Origin of the sequence: Paenibacillus sp. CAA11 (assembly GCF_003060825.1) — a bacterium.
Classification (GTDB): domain Bacteria; phylum Bacillota; class Bacilli; order Paenibacillales; family Paenibacillaceae; genus Fontibacillus.
Map to the genome: position 1 here is coordinate 2252735 of NZ_CP028922.1, position 23346 is coordinate 2276080.

The 23346-nt window shown below is 48.0% G+C and carries 17 protein-coding genes and 1 other annotated feature (1 of these 18 running past the window's edge); of the genes, 13 read left to right on the plus strand and 4 right to left on the minus strand.

Annotated elements, in window-relative coordinates; translation table 11 throughout:
* Positions 1–584 precede the first annotated feature (584 nt).
* The 8 genes from DCC85_RS10520 to DCC85_RS10555 all read left to right on the plus strand — a co-directional run bounded on the left by DCC85_RS10520 (position 585) and on the right by DCC85_RS10555 (position 10206).
* Positions 585–1298: a YwiC-like family protein gene (locus tag DCC85_RS10520; protein WP_108465548.1), complete on the plus strand. Its 714-nt coding sequence runs from the start codon at positions 585–587 to the stop codon at positions 1296–1298.
* A gap of 179 nt (positions 1299–1477) precedes the next feature.
* Positions 1478–5152, plus strand: a complete 3675-nt coding sequence (locus DCC85_RS10525; RefSeq protein ID WP_108465549.1) for a nitrate reductase subunit alpha — start codon at positions 1478–1480, stop codon at positions 5150–5152.
* The gene (gene narH, locus DCC85_RS10530) at positions 5142–6722 is read left to right on the plus strand and encodes a nitrate reductase subunit beta (RefSeq protein ID WP_108465550.1); all 1581 of its coding nucleotides are present in this window, start codon (positions 5142–5144) and stop codon (positions 6720–6722) included. Before DCC85_RS10525 ends, narH begins: the two co-directional genes overlap by 11 nt.
* Positions 6715–7290 carry a nitrate reductase molybdenum cofactor assembly chaperone gene (gene narJ, locus DCC85_RS10535; RefSeq protein WP_234414421.1) on the plus strand — a complete coding sequence of 192 codons (576 nt, stop codon included), beginning with the start codon at positions 6715–6717 and terminating at the stop codon, positions 7288–7290. Before narH ends, narJ begins: the two co-directional genes overlap by 8 nt.
* Positions 7287–7973, plus strand: a complete 687-nt coding sequence (narI, locus tag DCC85_RS10540) for a respiratory nitrate reductase subunit gamma (protein ID WP_108465551.1) — start codon at positions 7287–7289, stop codon at positions 7971–7973. The genes narJ and narI overlap by 4 nt, the downstream gene beginning before the upstream one ends.
* A gap of 47 nt (positions 7974–8020) precedes the next feature.
* Positions 8021–8479, plus strand: coding sequence for a GAF domain-containing protein (locus DCC85_RS10545; protein ID WP_108465552.1), 459 nt, complete (start codon positions 8021–8023; stop codon positions 8477–8479).
* Positions 8479–9546: a sensor histidine kinase gene (locus DCC85_RS10550; protein ID WP_108465553.1), complete on the plus strand. Its 1068-nt coding sequence runs from the start codon at positions 8479–8481 to the stop codon at positions 9544–9546. Before DCC85_RS10545 ends, DCC85_RS10550 begins: the two co-directional genes overlap by 1 nt.
* A 6-nt stretch (positions 9547–9552) precedes the next feature.
* Positions 9553–10206 (plus strand): response regulator, encoded by a 654-nt coding sequence (locus DCC85_RS10555; RefSeq protein ID WP_108467811.1) that lies wholly within the window; start codon positions 9553–9555, stop codon positions 10204–10206.
* Positions 10207–10294: 88 nt separating this feature from the next.
* On the opposite strand, the gene DCC85_RS10560 is transcribed toward DCC85_RS10555, so the two are convergent.
* Together DCC85_RS10560 and DCC85_RS10565 are read right to left on the minus strand one after the other, a co-directional pair.
* A complete protein-coding gene (locus tag DCC85_RS10560; protein ID WP_108465554.1) occupies positions 10295–11509 on the minus strand; it encodes an MFS transporter in 1215 nt (404 codons plus the stop codon).
* Positions 11510–11541: 32 nt separating this feature from the next.
* Positions 11542–12156, minus strand: a complete 615-nt coding sequence (locus DCC85_RS10565; protein ID WP_108465555.1) for a TetR/AcrR family transcriptional regulator — start codon at positions 12154–12156, stop codon at positions 11542–11544.
* A 226-nt stretch (positions 12157–12382) separates the two neighbouring features.
* Between DCC85_RS10565 and DCC85_RS10570 the strand changes: the two genes are divergently transcribed.
* The gene (locus DCC85_RS10570) at positions 12383–13906 is read left to right on the plus strand and encodes a nitrate/nitrite transporter (RefSeq protein ID WP_108465556.1); all 1524 of its coding nucleotides are present in this window, start codon (positions 12383–12385) and stop codon (positions 13904–13906) included.
* An 88-nt stretch (positions 13907–13994) separates the two neighbouring features.
* Positions 13995–15008: a GTP 3',8-cyclase MoaA gene (gene moaA, locus DCC85_RS10575; RefSeq protein WP_108465557.1), complete on the plus strand. Its 1014-nt coding sequence runs from the start codon at positions 13995–13997 to the stop codon at positions 15006–15008.
* A gap of 82 nt (positions 15009–15090) precedes the next feature.
* Here the strand turns inward: moaA and DCC85_RS10580 are convergent, their stop codons facing one another.
* The gene (locus DCC85_RS10580) at positions 15091–15267 is read right to left on the minus strand and encodes a hypothetical protein (RefSeq protein WP_234414422.1); all 177 of its coding nucleotides are present in this window, start codon (positions 15265–15267) and stop codon (positions 15091–15093) included.
* A gap of 833 nt (positions 15268–16100) precedes the next feature.
* Between DCC85_RS10580 and putP the strand changes: the two genes are divergently transcribed.
* The gene (gene putP, locus DCC85_RS10585) at positions 16101–17582 is read left to right on the plus strand and encodes a sodium/proline symporter PutP (protein WP_108465559.1); all 1482 of its coding nucleotides are present in this window, start codon (positions 16101–16103) and stop codon (positions 17580–17582) included.
* 164 nt (positions 17583–17746) lie between these two features.
* Here the strand turns inward: putP and DCC85_RS10590 are convergent, their stop codons facing one another.
* Positions 17747–18358, minus strand: coding sequence for an undecaprenyl-diphosphatase (locus DCC85_RS10590; protein ID WP_108465560.1), 612 nt, complete (start codon positions 18356–18358; stop codon positions 17747–17749).
* A gap of 429 nt (positions 18359–18787) precedes the next feature.
* Between DCC85_RS10590 and DCC85_RS10595 the strand changes: the two genes are divergently transcribed.
* Both DCC85_RS10595 and DCC85_RS10600 read left to right on the plus strand, forming a co-directional pair.
* Positions 18788–21988 (plus strand): bifunctional cytochrome P450/NADPH--P450 reductase, encoded by a 3201-nt coding sequence (locus DCC85_RS10595; protein ID WP_108465561.1) that lies wholly within the window; start codon positions 18788–18790, stop codon positions 21986–21988.
* 78 nt (positions 21989–22066) lie between these two features.
* Entirely contained in the window at positions 22067–23044 is a 978-nt protein-coding gene (locus tag DCC85_RS10600) for a phosphotransferase enzyme family protein (RefSeq protein ID WP_108465562.1), read from the plus strand.
* Between the two features lie 87 nt (positions 23045–23131).
* Positions 23132–23346 (plus strand) — a binding site (T-box leader); it runs 62 nt beyond the window's last position.

Below are 23346 nucleotides of genomic sequence, written 5' to 3' on the forward strand. Positions count from 1 at the left end.
AGCTAACGTTTCCCGCCCGGAATGACTTATAATTCGCTTTACTACTCGTTAAGGTCTACCTCTAAACCGTTTAATTGCATCCTCAGTCACTGGCCTAAGAACGAAATTCATATTCAATCTACCTCAAAAATGATAGAAGTTGCGGAGATTAGCTCATATAGTGAACTAACACCATCCTCTATTTAAGTTACTACAAGATTACATATGAGAGACTACACGCTCGAAAATATGAAGCAAATCAATCGGAGCGAGCTGGGCAATTTCGTACCAGCTGTTCGAATTGTTCCGTGACCTCAAGATTGGACTGCCGTTGATTGTAGGCCAGTACGAGCGCACCCTTCATGTTGCTGTAGAAGATTGCTTTTGTAAGGGGCTCTCAAGAAAATACTTAACAGGACGGTAAGCGTAAGGAGAAGTGAAATGCAATGTACACGGTGATGAGCACTGCGAGTATGAGGTATGCCTGCAGTAATCCTGCACCCGCGGGAAGCATAAAGAGGGATTCCCCTAATTGGGAGAATCGCAAAGACTCCCTTAGAATATACATATTCGGCTATGAAATTTAGAAGAAGGGAGGACGTCAGATGTCAAGGTATATTCCCAAGCAGCATGGGGCTTGGGCGATGCTTGTTCTTCCTTTTTTGATGGGACTGTCAATATCCGGAGGAAGAGTAATTCATATTCCGCTATTTCTCTGCTGGTTCTTCATTTATTTGTTCAGCTTCCCGGTTCTGCAGTGGATCAAAACAGGAAAGAAAGAGCGGTACCGCGGACCGGCGCTGCTGTACGGAGCGATTCTGCTGCCTTTGGTGTTAGCTCTGATATGGTATGATCCCATCCTGATTGGATATGGTGTGCTGCTGCTCATTTTTTTCATCCCCAATATTTATTTCGCCAGAACTAAGAATGAGCGTGCCCTCTTAAATGATATTGTTGCTGTAATTATGTTCTGCTCCTTCATCTTCCCAGTAGTGTATGTAGGCGGCAGCAGAGATTTTGAAGCCGCTACGCAATTATTTATCCTATTAACCGCCTACTTTATCGGAACAGCATTATACGTGAAGACGGTGATTCGGGAGAAAAACAATCCGAGGTACTATTACACCTCAGTAGTCTATCATTTGTTACTCATTGGAATTGCGTTGGGAGTTCACCTCTATTTGGTCATCCCATCCGTGATTCTACTGCTCCGTGCTGCGTGGCTGCCTAAGCTGCGATGGAGTGTGAAGCAGACAGGAATTGGAGAATTTGTTTTTGCCTTGCTGCTGTATGTTTCTGTACTGCTCATATATTTCTGATTGAAGCCATCCACGAGATGTGGATGGCTTTTGTGTGACTTAAAACACAGGGATTTCCTCAGGAGCCAATAGGACATTCCCTAATGGGAACAATCATTAGTTCCTTTCATAATTAGAGTATAAATTTGCGGCTCTTTTAAGTTACGTGAATTATTTATGCAAAGGAGCGTCCTGCCTCAATGAAAAGAAAAAGAAGCCTGAATTTTTTTAAACCTATTGAAAGTTACTCCGGAAATTGGTCCATTCTTGAGGAGAAAAATAGAGAGTGGGAGAACGTATACCGGCAGCGCTGGTCACATGACAAAATTGTGCGGACAACACATGGAGTGAATTGTACCGGCTCATGCAGCTGGAAGGTGTTTGTCAAGAACGGCATCATTACCTGGGAGAATCAGCAAATCGACTATCCTTCCTGCGGGCCGGACATGCCGGAGTTTGAACCGCGCGGCTGTCCGCGTGGTGCCAGCTTCTCCTGGTATGAATACAGCCCGCTTCGTGTGAAATATCCATATATGCGCGGAAAACTCTGGCGGCTGTGGGAAGCTGCTCTGGCAGAACACAGCAATCCAGTAGATGCCTGGGCAAGCATTGTTGAGAATCCTGAGAAGGCCAAGATTTATAAATCTGCACGGGGAAAGGGCGGCCACTTACGCGTCGGATGGGATGATGCTCTGAGATTGATCTCGGCGCAGCTGATCTACACCATCCGCAAGTATGGTCCTGACCGGATTGCAGGCTTTACACCTATTCCTGCGATGTCCATGATCAGCTATGCATCGGGTGCACGCTTTATCTCTCTGCTGGGCGGTCAAATGCTTAGCTTCTATGACTGGTATGCGGATCTTCCGCCGGCCTCCCCGCAAATTTGGGGCGAGCAAACCGATGTACCGGAATCCTCGGATTGGTACAACGCCGGCTATTTGATCATGTGGGGCTCAAATGTGCCTCTTACCCGTACTCCAGATGCTCATTTCATGACAGAGGTGCGCTATAAAGGGACAAAAGTCGTGTCTGTAGCTCCGGATCTGGCGGAGAACGTGAAGTTTGCCGACAACTGGCTTGCTCCGAACCCTGGCACGGATGCAGCTCTGGCGCAAGCAATGACCCATGTCATTCTGGATGAATTTTATAAAGACCGCAAAGAACCTATGTTTTTGAATTACGCTAAGCAGTATACAGATATGCCGTTCCTTATTCTATTAGATTCTCATGAGGATGCGTGGAAGGGCGGCCGTTTCCTTAGAGCAAGTGATCTGGGAGATACTTCGCCAAATGCTGATTGGAAGCCGGTCATCTATGACGAGGCTGCCAGTGAACTGATGGTTCCTAACGGCACACTGGGTCAGAGATGGGAGCAGGGCAAGAAGTGGAACCTGATCCTTGAGCGGGAGGATGGAACCAAGGTCGAGCCTGCACTTTCCGTTGAAGGCCATGGAGAACAGTGGGAGACCATTGTATTCCCGTACTTTGATAATGCGAAGAACGGAACGTTCAAGCGGGTTATTCCGGTTAAGAAAATACGTCTAGCGGATGGTACAGAGCGCCTAGCAGCAACCGTCTACGACCTCATGATGAGCCAGTACGGTGTAGCACGGACGGAGAGTCCGTACAACGCCAAGGGCTATGATGACGCATCAGCTCATTATACGCCGGCTTGGCAGGAGAAGATTACAGGCGTTAAACCGTCCGTAGTTGTACAAATCGCCAGAGAATTTGCCCAGAACGCTCTGGATACAGGTGGACGCTCCATGATCATCATGGGTGCCGGCATCAACCACTGGTTCAACAGCGATACGATCTATCGGGCTATCCTGAACCTTGTCGTGCTAACCGCTTCTCAAGGGGTTAATGGCGGCGGCTGGGCCCATTATGTGGGACAGGAGAAGTGCCGTCCGATCGAGGGTTGGTCTACCATTGCCTTCGCGAAGGATTGGCAGGGCCCGGCGCGGCTGCAAAATGCCACCTCCTTCTTCTACTTTGCAACAGAGCAGTGGAGATATGAGGAGAGCGGAACGGATTCGCTGAAGTCTCCAACCGCCGGGGATGTTCACTACCAGCATCCAGCGGATTACAATGTGCTGGCAGCTCGTCTGGGCTGGCTGCCATCTTATCCGCAGTTCAATAAGAACAGCCTGCTGTTCGCAGAAGAAGCGGCCCAGGCAGGCAAGAAATCGAATGAAGAGATTATCCGCCATTCGGTGGAGGAGATTAAATCGCGCAAGACCCGCTTTGCAGTAGAAGACCCGGGCGCGCCTGAGAACTTCCCGCGGTCACTGTTTATTTGGCGGTCGAACCTGATTTCGAGCTCGGCCAAGGGGCAAGAGTATTTCATGAAGCATCTCCTCGGGGCATCTGATGCCTTGCTGGCCAGTCCAAATGAAGAGCAGAAGCCTGAAGAGATCATTTGGCGGGAGGATACCGAAGGCAAGCTAGACCTGATGGTCACCCTCGATTTCCGGATGACGGCAACCCCGCTGTATGCGGATATTGTGCTGCCAGCGGCAACCTGGTATGAGAAGACGGACTTGTCCTCAACGGATATGCATCCTTTCGTGCATCCGTTCAATCCGGCGATTAACCCGCTGTGGGAATCCCGGTCGGACTGGGATATTTACCGCCGTCTGTCCGAAGTGTTCTCCGAGATGGCAAAAGAGCATTTGCCTGGCATCTATAAAGACTTAGTTACTGCTCCTCTCGGTCATGACTCCGTCGGAGAAATTGCCCAGCCTATGGGTCTGATCAAGGACTGGACCAAGGGAGAGATTGAGGCAGTACCCGGCAAGACCATGCCGAACTTCAGCATTGTAGAACGTGACTATACAAAGATCCATGACAAATTTATCTCGCTCGGACCCAACTTAGCCATCGGCAAGACAGGCGCTCACGGGGTCAGCTTCTCGGTCGCGGAAGAATATGAGGAACTTAAGAAGCTGAACGGTGTGTACTATGATAATTCGATCAAGGATGGCCTGCCGAAGATCCTAAGTGCGCGTCAGGCTGCAGACGCAGTTCTGCACTTATCATCCGCAACGAACGGACGTGTATCGCAGAAAGCCTATGAAGAGGCAGAGAAAGAGCATGGCGTTCCGCTGAAGGATATCTCGGCAGACCGCGCAGCAGAGAAGATCACGTTCCAGAGCATCACTGCCCAGCCGAGAGAGGTTATCCCAACGCCGGTATTCAGCGGTTCGAACAAGCAAGGGCGGCGCTATTCACCATTTACAACGAATATCGAACGTCTGGTTCCATTCCGCACCCTGACTGGCAGACAGCATTTTTATCTGGATCATGAAATCTTCCTTCAGTTTGGAGAGGCACTTCCGGTCTATAAACCAACCCTGCCTCCAATGGTGTTCGGGCCAAGAGACAAAGAGGTCAAAGGCGGTATGGATACGCTGGTGCTCCGCTATCTGACACCGCACGGCAAGTGGAATATTCACTCCACTTATCAGGATAATCAGCACATGCTGACCTTGTTCCGCGGAGGTCCAACCGTGTGGATCAACAATGAGGATGCAGAGGCACACGGGCTTGCCGATAACGACTGGGTAGAAGTTTACAACCGCAACGGAGTGGTTACAGCTAGAGCCGTTGTCAGCCACCGGATGCCTAGAGGCACGATGTTCATGTATCATGCCCAGGACAAACACATCAACGTGCCCGGCTCTGAAATCACAGACACGCGCGGCGGCAGCCATAACGCTCCGACACGGATTCATCTGAAACCGACTCAGATGGTGGGCGGATATGCGCAGCTCAGCTACGGATTCAACTATTATGGGCCAATCGGCAATCAGCGTGACGTATATGTAGCGGTCCGTAAAATGAAGGAGGTCAACTGGCTTGAAGATTAAAGCACAAATCGGAATGGTCATGAACTTAGATAAATGTATCGGCTGCCACACCTGCAGCGTAACTTGTAAAACAACCTGGACAAACCGCAAAGGCGCTGAATATATCTGGTTTAACAACGTAGAGACCAAGCCTGGGATCGGTTACCCGAAGCGCTGGGAAGACCAGGAACAGTATAAAGGCGGCTGGGAGCTGCGCAAGGGCAAGCTGGAGCTGAAGGCAGGGAATAAGCTCTCCAAGGTTGCGCTCGGTAAGATTTTCTATAACCCTGATATGCCTGAAATGAAAGATTACTATGAGCCATGGACCTATAACTATGACCATCTGACTCAAGCCAAGGAACAGAAGCATTCCCCGGTAGCTAAGCCGCATTCCGCGGTAACCGGGGAGAAAATGAATCTGGAATGGGGACCGAACTGGGAGGATGATCTCGCTGGAGCCCATGTCACTGGACCGCTTGACCCTAACATTAAGAAGATTGAGGAAGAGATCAAGTTCAATTTTGAAAAGTCGTTCATGATGTATCTTCCCCGGCTCTGTGAGCATTGCTTGAATCCAAGCTGCGTGGCTTCTTGTCCATCGGGAGCCATGTATAAGCGGGACGAGGACGGTATCGTCCTCGTAGATCAGGAAGCGTGCCGGGGCTGGAGATACTGCATGACAGGCTGCCCTTATAAGAAGGTTTACTTCAACTGGCAGACGAATAAGGCAGAGAAGTGCACCTTCTGCTTCCCTCGGGTAGAAGCAGGCCTGCCAACCGTGTGCTCTGAAACCTGCACCGGACGAATTCGTTATTTAGGTGTTCTGCTCTATGATGCCGATCGCGTGCTCGAAGCCGCATCTGCACCAGATGAGAAGGACCTTTATAAAGAGCAATGCGACCTATTCCTGGATCCGAACGATCCAGAGGTGATTGCCCAGGCAAGACGGGATGGAATCTCGGAAGATTGGATTGAAGCTGCTCAGAATTCTCCGGTTTATAAGCTGGCGATCGAATATAAGCTTGCTTTCCCGCTTCACCCGGAATACCGTACGCTTCCGATGGTCTGGTATGTTCCGCCGCTTAGCCCGATTATGAACTATTTCGAAGGTAAAGACTCTATCAAGAATCCAGACGCGATCTTCTCAGCTATTGAAGAAATGCGGACTCCGATCGAGTATCTGGCTAATCTTCTTACTGCGGGAGATACGGTCACCGTCAAGGAGTCTCTGCAGCGCATGGCTATGATGCGTTCCTATATGCGCTCTAAATCCAGCGGAATGGAATTTGACAACAGCCGGCTTGAGCGGGTTGGATTGACGGCGCAACAGACGGAGGAAATGTACAGACTGCTGGCGATTGCGAAGTATGAAGACCGCTTCGTGATTCCTTCTTCCCATAAAGAGGAGCACATGAATCCTTACCGTGCTCAAGGTTCCGCCGGATTCAATCATGTGATGGGCGATGTTGGTGTGGGGCAGGGCTGCAGCGGTTGTGGCGCGGTTCAGAGCATGAACCAAAGCCCGGTCAAGACGGAGGAATCCGGCAAAGAATTCGGAGAGAATTTCTACGGGGGGATTTGGCGTGATTGATGCGATTGACGTGGCACAGCTGTACGAGTATAAGAACTCACTCGGTTTCTTCTCGCGTCAGCTGATGTATCCTGAGAAGCTGGATTTTCACCCTTCCATGCTGGAAGAGGCTTTTGACGCACAGCATCCGGCCTACTCCCATGTCCATACTTACTGGTCAGAAATGCAGAATCTCAGTATGGATGAAATTCGAGAGCTGTATACAGAGACCTATGATTTCGATAAAAATTGTGCACTTTATATGACTTATTTTAAGTTTGAAGACGCTAAAGAGCGCGGGCAAATGCTGGCAAAGCTCAAGATGCTGTATGAGCTTTACGGGCTTAATATGCCGGAAGGGGAACTCCCGGATTATCTTCCCTTGATGTGTGAATTCTTCTATGCGGCAGAGTGGAGGAAGGACCCGCGCACCCCTGAGAACTTCAAAATGCCGATCATGATTCTGGAGGACGGCACTTATCATCTGCTCAAATCACTTGAGAAGAAGAACAGTCCTTACGTTCATTTGATCAAGGGGCTGCGTCAAACATTAAAGGCCTGTGTAAGACAGGGGGTCCATGAATCATGAATATGTTAAATCAGTTCTTATGGGTTATTTTTCCTTACCTATGCTTAGTTATATTTGTTGTAGGTCATATCTTCCGGTATCGGACAGATCAGTTCAACTGGACGGCTAAATCCAGTGAATTTATTGAGAAAAAGCGGCTTATGGCCGGAAGCCTTCTGTTCCACCTTGGCGTGATTCCGGTATTTTTTGGCCATGTATCCGGTCTTGGCATCCCTAAATCATGGATGCATGCCCTTGGGGTGAGCGACCATCTTTATCATATCGGTGCGGTTTATATTGGCGGTATCTTCGGAGCGATGACACTGATCGGTATGTTAATTCTAACCGCACGGCGTTTTACGCTGAAGAATGTGCGCCGTTTAAGCTCGGCCTCTGATTTGGCTGTCAATGCTCTGCTGCTGATTATCGTCTGCATGGGCATGTATGCTACGCTCGTTACGAATGCGGTTCAACCAGAGTTCGATTACCGGGAGACGATTTCAGTCTGGTTCCGCGGTCTGTTCACGCTTAGACCCGATCCATCGCTGATGGCAGATGTTCCTTTGTCCTTTAAGCTGCATGCGCTGATGGGATTTGCTATTTTTGCTTTCTGGCCATTCAGTCGTCTCGTGCATGTATGGAGTGTTCCATTGAATTATATTGGCAGAAGTTATATTCTGTATAGAAGACATAAATCAAACTAGAAGAGAAGGCTAAGCCTTCTTTTCTAGTTTCCATAGGAGATTGAACGATGAAGAATACGGTGGCATTCCAGAGGGAACTCGACTTGGCTCGGGAAACCTTCGGTTTTGATTTCATGGCACTGGCCCTTGTTGAATCGGCAGAACACAACTATGTCATCAAATGGAAGTATGCTTCCGGCAATAAGAATGATCGCTATAAACGGATTGTGCTCCAATCCGGGAAAGGGATTGCCGGAATGGTATTTAAGATCGGGAAGCCGCTCTTAATTCCTTCTATTGAACAGGTTATAGGTTCAAGCAGCCTGTTTAACTATCCGATCGCTCAATCCGAGAGCTTGAAGAGTATGGGTGCAGTACCGCTGTGGAATGATCAAAGGGTTGAAGGGGTTCTGCTCGGGGCATTCAGAGGCGAGAACCAGGTAACGAATGAACAGCTTCAGGCCATGGTAGAATTGACCCGAACGGGATTCAGAGATTTGAACGGGAAGGAAATGACGACTTCTTGATGACACAGACCCAATTAGATTATCTTATCCCGCTGCTGATGAAGTTGTTTGAGAACAGTACGGAAGCGATATTCTTCTTCGACCGTAATGGAAAGACGATAGCTATGAATCCAGCTGCAGAAGAAATTGTAGGTGAGGATGTGCTTATCCAGCTTTATCAGGGGAAGCATCGCGCCCTATGCGCCACCTGCCGCGGCTATACTAGCGATACAGAGGCTATAACCTGCCTGGAATGCTATTTTCAAATTCCGGAGACGGAGAATCTTAGCTCCTTCCAAGTCTATCTTGAGACAAAAGGGAAGGGGGTTGTTCCCTATACGGCCTCTTTCCATACGATAGATCCTGATTACGGGATCCGTGTGTTTATGCTGCGGGATCTAACGATGCAGTTTCAGACTCAGGAGAATTTGTATCAGAACAAGATGATGAAGCATGTTATCGAGGCACAGGAGAACGAACGCAAACGTATCTCCCGCGAGCTGCACGACAGTGTTGCCCAAGAGCTGATGAGCGCAGTTGTCGATCTTCGGGTGCTAAAGTATATGACCCAGGATGAGCAGCTGCTGAAGAAGATGAAGCAGACCGAGGCTTCTATGACCCGCCTGCTTGACGATATCCGGAACCTGTCTGTTGAACTGCGTCCTCCTGCCCTTGATGATCTCGGATTGGAAGCAGCATTCCGCTCGCATTTCAAGAGACTTGAACGGAATTATGGGTTCTTAATCGAATTTACCTCAGATCTGTCACAGAAGCGGTATAGGAGCGAAGTGGAGACGGTGATTTATCGGGTCTGCCAGGAAGCATTATTAAACGCGCTCAAATATGCACAGGTTGATACGGTTCATGTCTCGTTAACAGATACGGGTGAAATGCTGTATTTGCGGGTTGAAGACGAAGGTGTGGGCTTTGAGCCTGGAGACAAGCCGCTTGGAACGGGTATGGGGCTATATGGAATGCAGGAACGGGCAGAATTGGCTGGCGGAAGCTTCAGCGTTCAGTCCAGGGCTGGCTCCGGAACCAAGATCCTTTTGCAGATTCCAGTCGGAAATGAAAAAGGAGAGGACTAAAGCATGATACAAATTGTAATTGCAGATGACCACGCAATCGTACGCAGCGGATTTTCGATGATCCTGAACTTTCAAGAGGATATGGAGGTCATCGGGACGGCTGCAGACGGCATGGAGGCTTATACAGTGACGGCCAAATGTCGTCCGGATATTCTGATTATGGACCTCAGCATGCCGCCGGGAGAAAGCGGGCTGATTGCTACCGGCAAGATTAAGGAGGATTTCCCGGATACCAAGATTCTGATCTTGACGATGCATGATGACGAAGACTACTTGTTCCATGTCTTGAAGAGTGGCGCATCCGGTTATGTGCTGAAGAATGCTCCGGACGAGGAGCTTCTGCTTGCGATCCGAACCATTTACAGCGGCGGAACCTATATTCACCCGAAAATGGCGACCTCACTGGTCCGCGAATTTATCAATAAGGATAAGGATAAACCCTCCCACTCGGATGACCCATTCGAGCTCTTATCTAAGCGGGAGCTGGAGATTCTTCCGTTGATCGCTAAGGGGTATGGGAATAAGGAGATTGCGGAGATGTTGTTTGTTTCTGTGAAAACTGTTGAAGCTCATAAGGCTAAAATTATGGAGAAGCTGCAATTTAAGAACCGGCCGGAGCTGGTGGAATATGCGCTTAAGAAAAAATTGCTTGATTTTTGATCAATATCAACGAATGTGCAAACTAAAACACCTTCAAGGAAATACATGCCATCCCGCAAGAGATGGGCATTACCTTGAAGGTGTTTTGTTACTTCAGACGACTCTTACTAAGTTCTTCGCGGCCAAGCATACTCTTGAGAGCAAGAACAAAGCTGATAAAAATAACTATGCTGGCCGTGATATAAGGGAAGGTAATATTAATATCGAATAACACACCCGCAATTAGGGGCCCTAGGATGTTCCCCATGCTTGTGAATGACGAATTTAATCCGGCAATGTACCCTTGCTGCTGGCCGGCGAGCTTGGACATATATGTTCCAATAGCCGGACGAAGAATATCAATTGATAAGAACAGGACAAAGGTTACAGCTAATACGGTCCAGTAACTATTTGCAAACAGTACAAGTAATGTGAATACGGCTGCCGTAAGCAAAGTTAACTTGATGATCTTGCCTTCTCCAAACGTGTTAAGCAGCCAGCCGAAAGCTGTTAACTGTACAACTGCCCCTGCAATCGAGGTGAAGGTGATGATAAAGGCAATATCTTTAGGTGTATAAGAGAACTTATGATCCATGAAGAGACTAAATACCGTTTCAAAGTTAGCCAGTCCAAAAGAGGCTACCAGGACAATAATCAGGCTTATAAAATAGGGCTCCCGGTAGACTAACATCAGTTGATTGAAGATTCCTGGTTTCTTCTCATTCGCTGCAGCAAGGGAATCCTCCGGAGCATGCTGTTCGGGCTTGGAATCAGGCAGCACAAACAAGGTGATGATTGCCGCGAAGGCACCAGCTATTCCAGCGGTATAGAAGGGGACTCGGATTCCGTATTCTGCTAGGTAACCACCAATACCGGGACCAATCACGAAGCCTGTAGTAATTGCTGCATTAATAAGGCCCATACCTTTAGCACGCTCTTCATTGTTTGTCATATCGGCCACATAAGCCATGACTGACGGCATAACCAGCGCAGAGCCAATTCCACCTACGATTCGGGCAAGGAAGAGAAGGACCGGATGACTAGCAACTCCGAAGAGCCATTCAGATAGAGCAAAGAGAACAATACCTGCTATGATATTCTTCTTGCGTCCAATGGAGTCTGAAAGCTTACCTGCTAAGGGAGAAAATAACAGCTGGCTTAAAGAAAAAGCGGCGACCATAAAACCGAGGAAGCTGCCGTTCAGATGCAGTTCATTCATGAAGGTGGGCATTACTGGAATGACAAGCCCAATACCTGTAAACACAAGCAGGATATTAAACATAAGAATTGGAATTGCGAAGCGATTACGAGCTAATAATGACATTTTTGCTTTACCTCTCTATATTTATGTATAAGTTAGGATTGCCTTGAATCCTCATTAAAAATACCATCCAAGATCACTCGGATTGCTGTTCTATACATAGCCAACGCCTCACTGAGCTCAATCGTGCGCTTGGCGATCTGGGTGAGACCAAGCCATAATCCTTCTAATAGAATGGCGAGATGGCTCACATCATACCCACTCTTAATTTCACCTTGGTTGATTCCTTCCTGGAGGAGTTTCTTATAGAACTCAACATGGCTCATTAGCATTTCTGTATAGCGTTTATCAACATCCCCGGTTTTATCTTCAATATAAAGAAACTCGTCGGCAGCTTTGGTTAGAGGATGGTTAAAGTCGTCTTCTATCAGCAGCTCGGCTAGGGCGAATAGCTTATCCCGAGTGGACGCGTATTTGGCTTCCTTCTCATACCATTGTTGTTCCCACTCTATGTCCCATTCCTCAAGCAGGTGCAGGAAGAGACCTTCTTTGCTTTTGAAATGATAGTAGATATTTCCCTTACTGCAGTTCGTAGCCGCAACAATATCCTCAATAGAGGTCCCTTTGTAGCCCTTTTGAGCAAAAAGAGTCTTGGCCGCAGCTGCAATTTTATTTTTGGTTTGGTTGGCAAGAAGCTGTTTTTTATTCATAGGGCGATAACCTTTCCTTTTATTATACTGAACGTTCGTTCAATGAAATGATATCAGATAGGGAATTAAAACACAATCTTCGCTGAAGAATCCGGACTTATATCGGGGATTCCCTTGCCCGGGAGAGGGGACTCCCCTATATCTGCAATTTCAGAGTAGGAATACAATAGGATAAGAAACTGTAACTCTGGGATTTTCCAGTTAAATTGTAGAAAAGGTGAGTAGAATGATTAGAAAAATGCAGCTGCCTCTGCAAACTTTGAATCTGATCGTCGGATTTGCGATCTGGGTGATTATCTCATCCTTGATGCCCTTTATTACGGATGACATTCAGATTCCTGCAAGCAAATTATCCATGGTGACGGCCATACCTGTGGTCCTTGGCTCTGTTTTACGAATTCCGTTAGGTTATTACGCTAACATTTTTGGAGCAAGAATCATATTTTTGGTCAGCTTTGTCCTCCTGCTGTTCCCCGTTTATTACATAAGTGAGGCTTCAAGCTTGACTGATCTCATCATCGGGGGGTTGTTCCTCGGGATCGGCGGGGCGGTGTTCTCCGTTGGTGTTACCTCGCTTCCCAAATACTATCCTAAAGAGAAGCATGGTTTGGTTAACGGTGTGTACGGTATGGGGAATATCGGAACTGCGGTTACAACCTTCTCAGCACCGATCATAGCTAAACAAATTGGATGGGCTCCTACAGTCAAGCTGTATCTGATTCTCCTGCTGGTCTTCATCGTGCTGAACCTCTTCTTGGGAGACCGTAAAGAGGTCAAGGTCAAAACGCCGATTATCGAACAGATGAAGGGTGTATATAAGAATCAAAAGCTGTGGTTCTTCTCGCTCTTCTATTTCATTACTTTTGGTTCCTTTGTAGCGTTTACGGTATATCTGCCAAACTTCCTCGTTTCGAATTTTGAACTGGATAAAGTGGATGCTGGTATGCGGACGGCAGGCTTTATCGCGGTCGCCACTTTCCTTAGACCAGTAGGCGGATGGCTGGCAGACCGCTTTCAGCCTTTGTTTCTTCTTATGGGGACATTTGCCACTTATACTTTGGCGGCTATTCTCCTGGCCTTCTCGCCATCCATTGGTCTATATTCGGTAGGAAGCCTGGCTATTGCTGTGTGTGCAGGTATCGGAAACGGGGTTATCTTCAAGCTCGTTCCATTCTATTTCAACAAGCAAGCCGGCGTGGTGAACGGGATTGTCTCTATGATGGGCGGTCTTGGCGGCTTCTTCCCGCCTATTATGTTATCGGCGATTCATAGTGCAACCGGTCAATATGCCATCGGATTTATGCTCTTGTCCCAGGTAGCGCTCGCCAGCCTGGTGCTGGTGGTCTGGATGTACTATCAAGACCGCTTATCCCTGCAATCCGAGGTCTTTAACTCGACAGGACAGGGAGTTCTCGTTACAGACATTTCCGGCACGATTATGGCGGTGAACCCTGCGTTCTGTCAGCTTACAGGCTATTCGGAGGAAGAAGTGGTAGGAGAGAAGCCAAGCGTACTCAAATCCGGACGCCAGCCTAAAGAGTTCTATAATCAGATGTGGGCGGAAATTAAGGAGAAGGGCATTTGGCAGGGAGAGATCTGGAACAAACGTAAGAATGGTCAGCAGTATTTACAGTGGCTAACTATTAGTGCGGTGAAGGATGAGACGGGAGAAGACGTCCGCTATGTAGGCACGTTCAATGATATTACAGGGGAGAAGTCTAAGAAAACTGTACAGGGAAGAAGCTCTTGATTTATAAATGAGATACGAGTGAACCATTCGGTGGAAGGGCGGAATCGGCAGCTCACATCATGAACGACAAAAAAGGGGAGGGGCCATTATGACTAGAGATATCATAGAGGATCAGCATCATCGGCCTGTTCGGGATTTAAGAATATCTGTGACGGATCGCTGTAATTTTCGCTGCACTTATTGCATGCCGAAGGAGCTGTTTGGTGATGACTATGCGTTTCTCCCCAAGGACAAGCTGCTGACATTCGAAGAGATTCACCGGCTCACCAGGCTCTTCGTATCTCTGGGCGCGAAGAAAGTTCGCTTAACCGGCGGTGAACCGCTGCTAAGGCGCGGCCTCCCAGATTTGGTTGTGTCCCTGCTAGCCATTGAGGGTGTCGAGGATATAGGCTTAACAACCAATGGACTGCTTCTTGGACAGCAGGCACGCTCGTTATATGATGCAGGGCTTCGCCGGCTCAATGTCAGCTTGGATGCCCTGGACCCTGAGTTGTTCGGAAGAATAAACGGCCGCGGCATTAAGCCTGACGTGATCTTGAAGAACATTGAGCATGCCCAGGCCATTGGCTTTGATATAAAAGTGAATATGGTTGTGCAAAAGAACGTGAACGATTGCGAAATGCTGCCGATGGCTGTTTATTTCAAGAAGAGAGGCATTTCCCTAAGATTTATTGAATTCATGGACGTCGGCAATGACAATGGCTGGAGCTTTAAGAAAGTAGTAACCAAGCAAGAAATGATTGAGCGCTTGCGTAAGGTATACGAGTTGGAGCCTGTGGAACAAGGCTATTTCGGTGAGGTTGCGAAACGGTATCGGTATTTGGATGGAGGAGCCGAGGTAGGGTTCATCAGCTCGGTCTCCGAGTCGTTCTGTTCATCCTGCACCCGGGCTAGATTGTCTTCAGAAGGGAAAATGTATACTTGCTTGTTCGCGTCCACAGGCTATGACTTACGCGATATGCTTCGCAGTGGAGCCGACGATGAAGCGTTACGTACTGCCATTAGGCAGGTTTGGGAGCGAAGAAGCGACCGTTATTCTGATGAGCGTACAGAGCAATCGGCTCAGAGAAAGAAGATCGGCATGTCTTATATAGGCGGATAGTTGCTATGATAAAAAAGAGTTTTATTACCTCAACTGGTAATAAAGCTCTCTTTTATTTAAATGCTGCATACTTTTGAATCCTTCAGCTGTTAATGGAGGTGCTTTGTTTGTCATTCTTGGCTGATTCGAAGTTCCCGGTACCCACACGGCGGCGTATTTCTTCTTCGCTAAGCGGGCTTCCCACTTGTCCGGTTGGAATCTCGACTGTACCAGGCTCAACTTCAGCGCGTTCTACTCGTGCAAAACCCTCGTTCGTCAAACGGCCGACTCGCTCCCGTTCCTGTCTAGTTAAAGACAGGGTATCTTGAGCTTGTGAATAAATAAGTTTCCTAAAGTAGGTTGAAATCATTAAATAAGTATATATCCTTCAAGGACGATGTTGAATGAAGAAGCCGTTTATTTACGTGATTGTTCTGTTATGGGCCATGGTCCTGGCTCTCAGCGGATGCGGTGGAAATAGTGGAAATCAAGGTGTTTCCCCTAATCCGTCCAGCCCATCGGATAACAATGTGGCAATTTGAACAAAACGGCTCCAGCATTCTAGTGAAATTCACGTCAGTGAATACAGACCGTTATAAATGGGAGAATGCCGAGCTATTCTAGCCAGCAGGAGCGGCATACGAGGTGGATCTCTGGATACAAAAAGGTGCTGGCACCGTAGTTTCGGTGCCAGCTCTCTCACACCCTATTCTGGTCGAGCTGCCTTACTCAGCTTCAGCAGGATCGGAGTCTACAATCGGTGTTAACAGATGGAACAAGTCGCAATCCTCTTCAGTGGGAATATGTAGGAGGGACCTTAGATTCCAAACCCAAGAAGGTTAGTGTTCTGCTGAATACGTTTGGCACAATATGCCGCAATTTCATAGGACAAAGTGTTCCGGGATGTCCCTTCATCGCATTGGACATATGGTGAAATTCGTTCACTTTCATCTAAACATTTGGTCATTGAACACTCTCTGTAATGTGTTCTTCGGGCAAAGCCTCGAGAATAAAGAAATGTAAATTACATTCTGTTTACAGTTCCCCCTCTTGAAAGTAAAATGAATAAATGCTTGATATTTTTGACCAAGGCATCAAGAGGGGGAACTTTGTTTGAGTGTACAGTTTGGCACTTATGTAACTCTAGGAATTTACTTCATAGGAATGCTGCTGATCGGCTGGTACGCCTACCGTAAGTCGACCGGCGATCTGGAAGGGTATATGCTTGGGGGCAGAGGAGTAGGACCAGTAGTAACGGCGTTATCGGCCGGGGCTGCCGATATGAGCGGCTGGATGCTCATGGGCCTGCCGGGTTCGGTGCTTATTGCCGGTATATCGGGAATGTGGATTGTCGTAGGCCTTAGTATTGGAGCTTATCTAAACTATGTTTATGTCGCCCCGCGTCTCAGAATCTATACCAAGGTAGCCCGCGACTCAATAACGATTCCAGATTTTTTTGAGAATCGCTTTAGAGATCGGTCTCGTCTTCTGAAGCTGATCTCAGCTGCTGTTATTTTTGTTTTCTTTACATTCTATACGTCTTCAGGCATGGTATCTGGCGGGCGGTTCTTTGAATCGGCATTTGGGATGGATTACAGATTCGGGCTGTTTTTGGTTACCTTCATTGTCATTGCTTATACGCTATTTGGCGGTTATTTGGCAGTGAGCTTAACAGATTCTGTACAGGGTCTAATTATGTTTGCTGCACTCGTTACCATTCCAGCAGTTGCGATCTACAACCTGGGCGGCTTTAAACACACTTTCGATATCATTCATAGTGTGGACCCGGCCCATTTTAATATTCTGAAAGGTGTAAAAGTGCTGGGTATTATTTCTCTGCTGGCATGGGGCCTCGGTTACTTTGGACAGCCGCATATTCTGGTGCGCTTTATGTCTATCACATCAGCTCGGGAACTCAAGACGGCCCGGCGGATTGGGATCAGCTGGATGGTGATCGGATTGATCGGAGCTTCCATGATTGGCTTAGTAGGGTTTGCCTATATCCATGCGAACCATCTGAAGCTGGATGATCCGGAGACGATCTTTGTATTGTTCTCAAATATCCTCTTCAATCCTTATGTAACGGGTATTCTGCTCGCTGCGCTGCTCGCGGCCATTATGAGCACCATTTCCTCCCAGCTGCTCGTGACAGCAAGCGCCGTGACAGAGGACTTCTACCGTGCCTTCTTGCGCCGTGAGGCTTCCGACAAAGAGCTGGTGCGGGTCGGCCGTCTATCCGTGCTCGGTATTGCCTTGATTGCTCTTGCCATGTCTTATTCCCCGAATGACACCATACTTAATCTGGTCGGATATGCCTGGGCGGGGTTTGGATCTTCATTTGGACCTGCAATTCTGCTTAGTCTGTTCTGGAAACGGATGAATGGTTGGGGGGCAATTGCCGGTATTGTGATCGGTGCAGTGACCGTCATTTTGTGGGTTCTACTTGGGCTATCCGGTACGCTGTATGAGATGATTCCGGCATTTGCGGCCAGCTTGATTGCCATCGTGGTCGTCAGCTTGCTCACCTCTAAACCCAACGCGGAAATCATCAGCGAATTTGAACAAACAAAGCGGGAACATCTTGAGATGGTATAAATGAATGAGCCGCTAATTTCATTTGATCCTATAACTTTTAATTGGATCTGTATGTTTACGGGAAATGTCCATGACGTTGGTACTGCTCCAAGCAACAAAAAAGATGAGCTTCTCCTTACGAGAGAAGTTCATCTTTTTGTTTATGTGCTAAAGATACTTAAGGCTTATTTAGAATTCTGGGAGGCTGCCGAGCCTCTCCAGATTTTGCGTTCAATTCTTTCGTATAGGGCGATAGCCCCTTCGACAGCTCTATTTGCAGTTCGATTATGCGCAAGCAGGCTGTGTACAATAACAGCGCAGCCGGTACCCAGCAAGGCTCCCGCCAATATATCGGAAGGATAGTGAACGCCCGTATAGACTCTAGAAATGGAGATCAGTGCTGCAAGCAGCAGCCATAAACTACGAAACTTAAGTCTATTTAAGGCAAAGGTAACTGCTAGAGCAAATGTAAAGTTGGCATGGTCACTAGGAAAAGATGCGTTAGCAGCGTGGCTAATCAGCTGGATAACCTCGTGCGCAACAAAAGGACGATCACGGGACACGAGGTGTCCGATGACGAAGCTAATGCCGAGCCCGATACAGACAGCGATCACGGACTGCACAACCGCCCGCCGATAGTTAGGGCGCCGGGTGAACCAGTAGAGAACCAGGCCGAGTGCGAGAAGATACTGCGCATCCTCGGCCAGAAAACGCATGATGCTGTTCCACATAGGATGTAGTCCTGCCTGTTCGTTAATGAAGTGGAAAATCTGATAGTCTAAATCGGTTAAAGTCATAGATGTGTCTCCTTGTTGTTGGGATCAATGTTGACGATAAGCCCGATTATATACCTAACAAGTAGAAAAATGATTAAGAAAATATTAAATTTTATAATTTAGAGTTATTCATAGCGCAGGCCATTTGACAATTGGTCCAGCTTCTCCCAATCTTGCAGACTGCATAAGAAGCACCGGAACTGATTATTAAAATTAGTTCCGGTGCTTCTTTTTTAGGGCTTATTACCCATATATTTTCATTTATTGATAAAATGTGTAAAAATACTATAGAAGATATCCTATCAACGGAAGCTTCTGCAAGGTATTAGCCTAAATGGAGGTGCATGAAATTGATAAGGTGATTGGATAAGGGAAAGAATTACATACGGGCGTAGTTGAACTCAGACTTATTAAGCGGCTCTATAACTTAATTATACAAGGAGAAAAACCATGGCGAAAAATCATGAATTCATTCCACAGCCGAAGACATACGGAATGCTTGGTAACATTCCTTTGATAGATAAGGATTCACCTTCATTATCCCTAGGGGAGCTTGCTAGAGAGTATGGTCCCATCTTCCGGTTTGAAAGGGTCGGAGGCGAATCCACGATTATCATTACCGGTCACAAACTGATGGCAGAGGTGGCGGATGAAACGCGGTTTGACAAGAGTATTGAGGGACCGCTGAGCAAGGTGCGCGCTTTTACCGGTGACGGGCTATTCACGAGCAGAACGGATGAGCCCAACTGGAGAAGGGCTCATAATCTTCTGCTCCCTGCATTTAGCCAGCAGGCCATGAAAGGCTACCATTCCATGATGGTTGATATTGCCCTGCAGCTGGTACAGAAATGGGCGAGATTGAATTCGGACGATGTAATCAACGTGCCGGAAGATATGACTAGGCTAACCTTGGATACCATTGGCTTATGCGCATTTAACTACAGGTTTAACAGCTTTTACCGGGAACAGGCAAACCCCTTCATACAGAGTATGGTCAGAGCGTTGGATGAAGCCATGCACCAAGGAAGCCGTCTGCCTATTCAAAACAAGCTGATGGTCTCCAAACGCCGTCAATTCCAGCATGATATCAAGTCGATGTTTGCCTTGGCGGATAAACTGATTTCGGACCGGAGAGAGAAGGGGGATCAGGGGGAGACCGACCTGCTCGCCAGGATGCTGAGCGTCAAGAATCCGGAAACGGGTGAAACACTGGACAGCGAGAATATCAGGTATCAGATGATCACTTTCCTGATCGCCGGTCATGAAACAACAAGCGGCTTGTTATCCTTTGCTATATACTTCTTGCTAAAGCATCCGGAGGTGTTGGCCAAGGCGGTTCAGGAGGCTGATGAAGTCATAACAGGTGATGCTCCTACTTATAAAGAGGTAACCCAGCTTAAATATATACGTACAGTGCTTAATGAATCGCTTCGTTTATGGCCGACAGCTCCAGGCTTCTCCCTATATGCGAAAGAGGATACGGTGATAGGCGGCAAATACGAGATCAAGAAAGGGGAGCAGATCAGCATCGTTCTGCCTGAGCTTCATCGGGATAAGGAAGCTTGGGGAGAGGATGCTGAGGAGTTCAAGCCTGAGCGTTTTGCAGAGCCTGGTAAAATTCCTGCCCATGCGTATAAGCCTTTTGGCAACGGCCAGAGAGCCTGCATCGGGATGCAGTTCGCACTGCATGAAGCGAACCTTGTGTTAGGCATGATTTTGAAGCATTTTGAGCTGCTTCCGAATGGTGATTATCAGCTTAAAATCAAACAAACTTTGACTTTGAAGCCGGATAACTTCACGATCCGTGTCAAGCTTCGCAGTCCTCAGATGCCTGCTGGAGCAGAGACTGTTCTAAATGCCGATCCTAAGATAGACAATAAGCCTGCTAGGATACAAGAACCTGAGTCGAAGGGTAGTCTCCTAGGTATAAACAATAGGCCGCTTGTGGTGCTGTATGGCTCCAACATGGGAACTGCGCAGGGAGTAGCCCGTTCCTTGGCCGATACGGCAAGTCTGCATGGCGTCAGAAGCGAGGTCGCGGCACTGAATGACCGAGTCGGCAAATTGCCGAAGGAAGGGGCTCTATTGATCGTGGCTTCCTCTTACAATGGCAAGCCGACGACAAATGCTGCTGAGTTCATTCAATGGCTGGACAATTTGGGCGCTGGAGAGCTTGAGGGAGTTACTTACTCGGTATTTGGCTGCGGTGACCGCAACTGGACAAGCACTTATCAGGATGTGCCAAGGTACATTGACGAGAAGCTGGAACAGAAGGGAGCCAAGCGATTCTCACCGCGCGGAGAGGGAGACGCAAGCTCGGATTTCGAGAAGCAGCTTGAGGATTGGCAGTCTACGATGTGGGCTGACGCTATTGCCGAATTCGGGCTAACCTTCAATCCCAGTGCGGAGAGAGAGAAGGCCGCGCTTAACATTCAATTTGTGAGCAGTGCGGCCGGAACTCCTTTAGCCGAAACGTATGAAGCCGTTCATGCGGCAGTGCTTGCGAATAACGAGCTGCAGCTGGAAGGGAGTGAGCGAAGCACCCGCCATATCGAACTGAGGCTGCCTGAGGAGGTGTCTTATCAGGAAGGAGATCACCTCGGGGTGCTTCCTAAGAATTCGGAGGCTATCGTCAAGCGGGTTCTGCACAGGTTCCAGCTGAGCGGTAATGATCATATTGTGCTGACTGCCAGCGGGCTTAGTGCAAGGCATCTGCCACTAGGTCATCCAGTGCGGCTGTTTGATCTGCTCAGCGCAAGTGTAGAGCTGCAGGAGCCGGCGAGCCGAGCTCAGCTTCGGGAGCTGGCTTCATATACTGTCTGTCCTCCTCATAAGAAAGAACTTGAAGCTATGTTGCTTGAGGAGAACTACAAGCGCGAAATTCTGGACAAGAGAATCACGATGCTTGATCTTCTTGAGAGATATGCAGCTTGTGAGCTGCCATTCGAACGATTTCTGGAGCTGCTTCCTCCGCTAAGACCGAGATACTACTCGATCTCAAGTTCTCCTAAGATTGATGCGAGCCAGCTAAGCATCACTGTAGCCGTTGTACAAGGACCTGCACGAAGCGGGCAGGGGACTTTTAAAGGAGTAACATCGAATTATTTGGCTGGCCTTAAGCCGGGAGAGGAAGTCATGGTTTTTGTCCGAACCCCGGAGTCTGGCTTCCAATTGCCGGAGGACCCCGAAGTGCCAATCATCATGGTAGGGCCAGGCACAGGAGTTGCTCCTTTCCGCGGCTTCCTGCAGGCAAGACATGTACTGAAGCAGCAGGGGCGGTCTTTAGGGAAAGCCCATTTGTATTTTGGATGCAGAAACGACCAAGATTTTATTTACCGGAAAGAGCTGAATGACTATCAGGAGCAAGGGCTTGTCACCCTTCACACCGCATTTTCCAGGGGGAAGGGGCTACCGAAAGTCTATGTACAGCATTTAATGGAACAGGATGCGGAGCAGATTATTCGTGTTTTAGATCAGGGAGGAAGATTATACATCTGCGGAGATGGCAGCGCCATGGCCCCGGATGTGGAAGCAACGCTGCGCCGTGCCTATAGTTCTGTCCATGGAGCTGATGAACAAGCTGCACGAGAGTGGCTCAACAGACTGCAAGCAAACGGTTACTATGCCAAGGATGTTTGGGCAGGAATCTAATGGCTAAAGTGTGGATAAAGATGGTAGAATGGTTGGACAATTATATGAATGCTATTGTGAAGGGATGATTGTTCAACGATGACGACTGATGTTCTTCAACAAATCGTAAAAAGCTACGGGATACGCCAGCCTGTTATTACTTACCTAAGACATAGTGAGAACCGGACGTATCGCGTAGAGGATTTGGATGGGCACAAATATCTATTGCGGATTCATCGTCCGGTAAAAGACAGCATGGCAGGTCTTCAGCATACCTATGAGGGGCTGCTGGGCGAACTTGAGATGTTGGAGAAGCTTGCCGCAAAGAGCCGTCAGAAGATACAGTCTCCCTTACGCCAGCTTAATGGAAATCTGATTCATGTAATGGAGTACGAAGGCAAGCAGCTGAACAGTTCGATGCTCACTTGGCTGGAAGGCCGGGATATTCAGCGGGAGGATGTTGCCAGCATCGAGATGGCTAAGAAGCTGGGAGCGCAGATTGCAGAGCTGCATGCCTTCTTCAGAACGTACAAGTCTGCTGGGCTGCAGCATCGCCCAAGCCAGGACATTGCATATAATGAGCGCATGGTTCACACCGTCAGACAGGGGATCGAGAAGGGTTTATTCGCTGCAGACGACATCGATACGATTGATGAGACGATACAGCTCATTAATTCCAGGCTTCACAAGCTTGGCATCACGGCGGAAACATGGGGACTTATTCATGGCGATCTGGGGGTGGGCAATACAATTATTGACGACACAGGGGAGGCAAGCTTCATTGACTTCGGCTTCTTCGGGACGGGCTACTATTTAACAGACGTAGCTATGGGGACGTTCATGTTCCCGTCTGGCCACAGGGACGCATTTATGGAGAGCTACTATGATTATTTGGGCGTGCAGCCTTATGACTTGGAGCTTATAGAAGGTTTCATGCTTGTTGCCATTATAGGCTTCTATGCCTTTGAGCTTGGGAACGAGGCTTTCCATGATTGGATGCGTGAGCGAATGCCAAAACTGTGTGCAGATTATTGCCGGCCCTACCTATTGGGAGAACGCATTTTTTACAAATTTTAATTAATACATGGAGCAATAAGAGAAGGATTTAGTAAATAAGCACTGGCATTTTATAAAGTTATATGTTAGCATATAAAAAATTCAAAATTTCATGTGATGATAAGGACCAGTACCTATGGACCGGTTTCAGAAAGCTGCTGGTTGATGTGAAGCAGCACCTGGTGAATAGGGAACTCCCCTTGGAGCAGCCTGATTGAAATCCTTAATCAAGAATGGTTGATGGAGACTAGGTTAGGACGGACGGCCCTCCGTTAAAGGGGAAGGGGAGCAGCTCGCTTAAATGGCTGTGTCTCTAAAAAGGG

Excerpts from the sequence above, each read along its gene's own strand:
- DCC85_RS10520 (WP_108465548.1), top strand. The coding sequence starts at position 585 with ATGTCAAGGTATATTCCCAAGCAGCATGGGGCTTGGGCGATGCTTGTT.
- DCC85_RS10525 (WP_108465549.1), top strand. The coding sequence starts at position 1,478 with ATGAAAAGAAAAAGAAGCCTGAATTTTTTTAAACCTATTGAAAGTTAC.
- narI (WP_108465551.1), top strand. The coding sequence starts at position 7,287 with ATGAATATGTTAAATCAGTTCTTATGGGTTATTTTTCCTTACCTATGC.
- DCC85_RS10545 (WP_108465552.1), top strand. The coding sequence starts at position 8,021 with ATGAAGAATACGGTGGCATTCCAGAGGGAACTCGACTTGGCTCGGGAA.
- DCC85_RS10550 (WP_108465553.1), top strand. The coding sequence starts at position 8,479 with ATGACACAGACCCAATTAGATTATCTTATCCCGCTGCTGATGAAGTTG.
- DCC85_RS10560 (WP_108465554.1), bottom strand. The coding sequence starts at position 11,509 with ATGTCATTATTAGCTCGTAATCGCTTCGCAATTCCAATTCTTATGTTT.
- DCC85_RS10565 (WP_108465555.1), bottom strand. The coding sequence starts at position 12,156 with ATGAATAAAAAACAGCTTCTTGCCAACCAAACCAAAAATAAAATTGCA.
- DCC85_RS10570 (WP_108465556.1), top strand. The coding sequence starts at position 12,383 with ATGATTAGAAAAATGCAGCTGCCTCTGCAAACTTTGAATCTGATCGTC.
- moaA (WP_108465557.1), top strand. The coding sequence starts at position 13,995 with ATGACTAGAGATATCATAGAGGATCAGCATCATCGGCCTGTTCGGGAT.
- DCC85_RS10590 (WP_108465560.1), bottom strand. The coding sequence starts at position 18,358 with ATGACTTTAACCGATTTAGACTATCAGATTTTCCACTTCATTAACGAA.
- DCC85_RS10595 (WP_108465561.1), top strand. The coding sequence starts at position 18,788 with ATGGCGAAAAATCATGAATTCATTCCACAGCCGAAGACATACGGAATG.
- DCC85_RS10600 (WP_108465562.1), top strand. The coding sequence starts at position 22,067 with ATGACGACTGATGTTCTTCAACAAATCGTAAAAAGCTACGGGATACGC.